The sequence below is a fragment of the Mycetocola sp. genome, from assembly GCF_025464835.1.
Lineage (GTDB): Bacteria > Actinomycetota > Actinomycetes > Actinomycetales > Microbacteriaceae > Mycetocola_A.
The window spans coordinates 1-4099 of the sequence record NZ_JAODMP010000061.1; the positions used below are offsets into that span (position 1 = coordinate 1).

The 4099-nt window shown below is 65.3% G+C and carries 7 protein-coding genes; 5 read left to right on the forward strand and 2 right to left on the reverse strand.

Annotated features, from left to right (window positions below; all coding sequences use genetic code 11):
- Positions 1–34 precede the first annotated feature (34 nt).
- The 3 genes from JWP90_RS07400 (at position 35) to JWP90_RS07410 (ending at position 1236) form a co-directional block, all read left to right on the forward strand.
- A complete protein-coding gene (locus JWP90_RS07400) occupies positions 35–316 on the forward strand; it encodes a metal-sensitive transcriptional regulator (protein ID WP_297361869.1) in 282 nt (93 codons plus the stop codon).
- Positions 317–351: 35 nt separating this feature from the next.
- Complete coding sequence (locus JWP90_RS07405) at positions 352–765, forward strand: heavy-metal-associated domain-containing protein (protein WP_297361851.1); 414 nt, start codon at positions 352–354, stop codon at positions 763–765.
- Between the two features lie 153 nt (positions 766–918).
- A complete protein-coding gene (locus tag JWP90_RS07410; RefSeq protein ID WP_297361854.1) occupies positions 919–1236 on the forward strand; it encodes a putative quinol monooxygenase in 318 nt (105 codons plus the stop codon).
- Positions 1237–1383: 147 nt separating this feature from the next.
- On the opposite strand, the gene JWP90_RS07415 is transcribed toward JWP90_RS07410, so the two are convergent.
- Complete coding sequence (locus JWP90_RS07415; RefSeq protein WP_297361857.1) at positions 1384–2400, reverse strand: NAD-dependent epimerase/dehydratase family protein; 1017 nt, start codon at positions 2398–2400, stop codon at positions 1384–1386.
- Positions 2401–2409: 9 nt separating this feature from the next.
- Complete coding sequence (locus JWP90_RS07420) at positions 2410–2715, reverse strand: hypothetical protein (protein ID WP_297361860.1); 306 nt, start codon at positions 2713–2715, stop codon at positions 2410–2412.
- A gap of 331 nt (positions 2716–3046) precedes the next feature.
- On the opposite strand from JWP90_RS07420, the gene JWP90_RS07425 reads away from it, so the two are divergent.
- Positions 3047–3763, forward strand: a complete 717-nt coding sequence (locus JWP90_RS07425; protein ID WP_297361863.1) for a GAF and ANTAR domain-containing protein — start codon at positions 3047–3049, stop codon at positions 3761–3763.
- Positions 3760–4099, forward strand: a 340-nt coding sequence (locus tag JWP90_RS07430; RefSeq protein ID WP_297361866.1) for a GAF domain-containing protein, incomplete at its 3' end; no start/stop codon positions are given. The genes JWP90_RS07425 and JWP90_RS07430, both read left to right, overlap by 4 nt.

The following is a 4099-nucleotide window of genomic DNA, read 5'->3' on the forward strand; positions in this document are numbered from 1 at the left end:
GGGTATATTGGAACGGCGCTATCGAGGAGGACCCATGCACGGCTACGTCGACAACAAAGCCGACCTGACCAAACGGCTGCGGCGCGCCGAGGGGCAGGTCCGCGGCATCCAGCGGATGGTCGAGGACGATACGTACTGCATCGACATCCTCACCCAGGTGTCTGCCGTGACGAAGGCCCTGGAAACGGTCGCCCTCCAGTTACTGGAGGACCACCTCAGCCACTGCGTCGCCGAGGCCACCCGCGAGGGCGGGCCGGTCGCCGACGAGAAGCTGCGCGAAGCATCCGCTGCCATCGCACGGCTCGTGCGGTCCTGACATCCCGAACACCCCAACTGACCAAGGAGATTCCCATGACGACCGGCCCTCTGAACGACCTCGGACTGACCGAGAAGCGCTCCGACTCCAACGCCTCGAGCATGGGCGGCGGGGGTTGCTGCGGCGGCGGGGGCGGATGCGCCTGCAGCCAGGCAGCTCATGCACCCACGGTGCGTTCGGAATCCGTGACAGGGGCGCCTGCGGCGTCTGTGTCGGCCGGACCGGTCACATCGGTCCTTGGGATTACCGGCATGACCTGCGGCCACTGCATCGCGTCGGTGATGAATGAGCTTGAGACGATCCAGGGCGTCGAGTCGGTCGACGTGCTGCTGAACAACGGTGGGGTGTCGCGGGTCACGGTCACGAGCGCGTCGGTTCTCGACCCGGATGCCGTCAGCGCCGCCGTCGACGAAGCCGGTTACGAACTCGTCGACGCAGACGCTGAGTAAGGATGCCGCTTCATCCGTCCTGAATGCCGTATCCGCTGCAGAAACCATGCGATCGTCGTCGAGCACGACGGTTCATGGTCCAGTCCTGTTCCGGTGCGGGGCGGGTCGGGTCGGGGCGGATCGGGTTTACTGACCATGTAACATCGGGATCCCATGACAAGTCCCCTCGTAGTCACCGCCCATTTCGTTCCGGCTGACGGCCAGTTCGACGCCGTCCACGAAGCGCTCCTGCCGGCGATCGCCGCGGTGCACGAGGAACCCGGATGCATCCTCTACGCGATCCACCGCACGCCGGAGAACACCATCCTCATGATCGAGAAGTGGGAATCCGCCGAGCTCCTCGACACCCATGGCGCCGGCCCGGCGGTCGCGGCGCTCAACACGGCCCTCGATGGCAAGCTCGCGCGCCCGGTCGACGTCACCCGTCTGGAGCCGCTGCCCGCCGGCAACGAGATCCAGGGTTCGCTCTAACCCTCGCGCGGATGCTGCCGCACACGATTTGCAGGAGATCGCACGATTCGCAGGAGCAATCTCGCAAAAGCATCCTGATCTTCATGCAATCTCCTGCGAAACGTACGCAGGCCATCCGCACGGGAGAAGGATAGGGGCGCGAGGCGCTCACCCCCGCAGTTGCGGTGACGCCTCCACGTTCGCGTGCTCGGCCATCCCCCGCACGATCTCGCCGAGCGCCACCGTCGACGCGACTTTGGGAGACCAGCCCAATTCATCCCGCGCCCGAGCCGTCGACATCACCGGCACCATCGCCCCGGCGTCGACCCACCCAGGATCGGCGACCTGCAACCGCAGCTTCCAGGTCACCTGAACCAGGGCGCGCAGAATGCTCAGGCGGACCGGCAGCCACCGGGATTCGAGAACGGATGCCGCAACCGTCGGGTCGATGATCGGTTCGGCAGCGATGTTGAACGCCCCGGCAGCGCCGCGGTCGAGCGCGCGCCAGAATGCATCCGCCACGTCATCCGCATGCACCACCTGCGCAACGAACTGCCTCGGCATGGGTACGAACGGCGGCCGGACGAATCGCAGCCAGCCAAGCGGCACCAGTTGCCCGGCGAACAGCCCGGCGATCTCGCTGCCCGCCTCTCGCTGGAACACGAACCCGGGCCTCAACCGGCTGACGACGATCGACGGATAGTTCTCCTCGAACCGGTCGAGCGCACGCTCGTTGATCGCTTTGTGCCTGCTGTAGTGGGATGACGGGATGCCGCCGGTCGGCCAGCGCTCGTCAACTCGCATCGTCTTCGGCCCTGGACTGTACGAAGCGACCGACGATGCATACGAGAACTGCGGCACACGGGCAGCAGCGACCGCCGCAAGAATGTTCTTCGTCCCGATCACATTGGTACGCCAGAGCGCTGCCTCGTCGTGGTTGGGTTGAAGCGCCCAGCCGAGGTGGACGACGGCATCAGCGCCGGAGAAGATCCTGGCGAGGTGCCTGGGCGCCGAGGGCGACCCGATGTCGAGCGCATGCCACGCGACCCCGTTGTACGGTGCGGTGCTGCGATCGGGCAGCCGGCGGCTGACACCGACGATGCCGCTGACCGTCGGTTCGTTGTGCAGCCGGCGGAGCAGAGCGGTTCCGAGATTGCCGGTGGCCCCGACGATGACGATGCGCATGGAAGATCCTTAGGCAGTGTGGCCGGGGAAGTCATCCCAGGGGCTCTGGAAGGCGGAGAGGTCGTCGCCTTCCATCCCCTGTGCTTCCTGGGAGCGGTTGCCGGTTCCTCCCCCGGCGGACTCTGCAGAGCCGCCCGCCCCGGAGCCGACTCCGCCGTCCTCGGCCGGGACGCCCTCTTCCGGCTCGAACGTCGATGGTTCCCCGGTGTATCCAACCGCGACACCGGTGTCGGAAGCGGGAATGGTCGAGTCAGGCGGAGGCGTTGCGTCGACACCCGGCTGGTCTGAATTGCGGTCTTCGGTCTGGTCTGACATCTCAGCTTCCCTCGTTCCTGAAGAGCGGCGCCCCGCCACATCACAAGCAGAGGCACGCTCACGCTCGCACGGTGGGCCTTGCTGCGTGTGATTGGCCCACACTACATTCGGAGAAAGCCGAAATCTCGCCCTTGTGCAATCGGGATTTCGCGCTATGCAGAGCGTCACCCGGAAACCGCGGAGTGTTCGTTGGATCTCCCGGCTGAGTGACATCGAGCACCCAATGCACCCGGCGGTGGACCGCATGGAGAAAAGTCCTCGCCCGGCTGAGGGTTAATATGGACGCAAGGGGTACAGCCGACCCCGGCGGGAGCATTCGAGGGAGGTTGCTGTGCCTGATGCATTTGCCGACGCGATGAACGTGTTGACAGGCCCGACACCTCCTCACAGCGCACTCGCCGGACCGATCATCCAGGCCCTGCCGGTCACCGGCATCGCCATCTCAACGCTGGGAGATTTCCTCGGGAACGAGACCGTCTCAGCATCCGACGACACCGCAGCACGTCTCGACGAGCTGCAGTTCGACCTCGGCGAAGGCCCATGCTGGGACGCGTTCGGCACGATGCGACCCGTGCTTGAACCGAACATCCGGCAAAAGCCGAACGGGGTTTGGCCGGCCTTCTCGGATGCGATTCAGAACCAGGAGATCGGCGCCCTCTACGCATTTCCCCTCTTCGTCGGCCCCCTCAAGCTCGGCGCCATGGACCTGTACTCGGTGGAGCCAAAGCCATTCAGCGACCTTCACACGCGCCAGTGCGCGGCGTTTGCTTCGGTGGTCAGCCGGCTCATCCTCCACCGCGCACTCGAGCGGGTGGGAACAGACCGGGACGGCGACGCCCTGCCGGAGTCGCGGTTCTCGCGCCGAATCATTCACCAGGCAACGGGAATGGTGCTCGCCCAACTCGATCTACCTCCAGACGAAGCTCGGCTCGTCATTGAGGCTCACTCGTTCGCCACGGGGCGCAGTATGCAGGAAATCGCAGAAGACATCGTCGACCGGCGACTCAACTTCTCGATGAGCGACACCGGAATCGAGGAGTCACCATGACCGAGATCACAAGGGAAGGACAGCTCGTGGATGCCTTCGCAGCCCTTGCCGACACGCTGGTAGACACTTATGACGCGGTAGAACTCCTGCAGACGCTTGTGGACAACTGCCGTGACCTGCTTGACGTGACGGCAGCCGGCATCCTGCTGACAGACGCGGATGGAACCCTCGAAGTGGTCGCGTCGACGAGCGAGGCGTCTCGCCTGGTAGAGGTCATGCAACTCGGCGCCCAGGCCGGGCCGTGCGTCGATTGCTTCACCACGGGCGAGACAGTGTCGGTGCCCGACATCAGCCAGAGCCCCGATAAGTGGAGACTGTTCCGCGACAGCGCCGCCC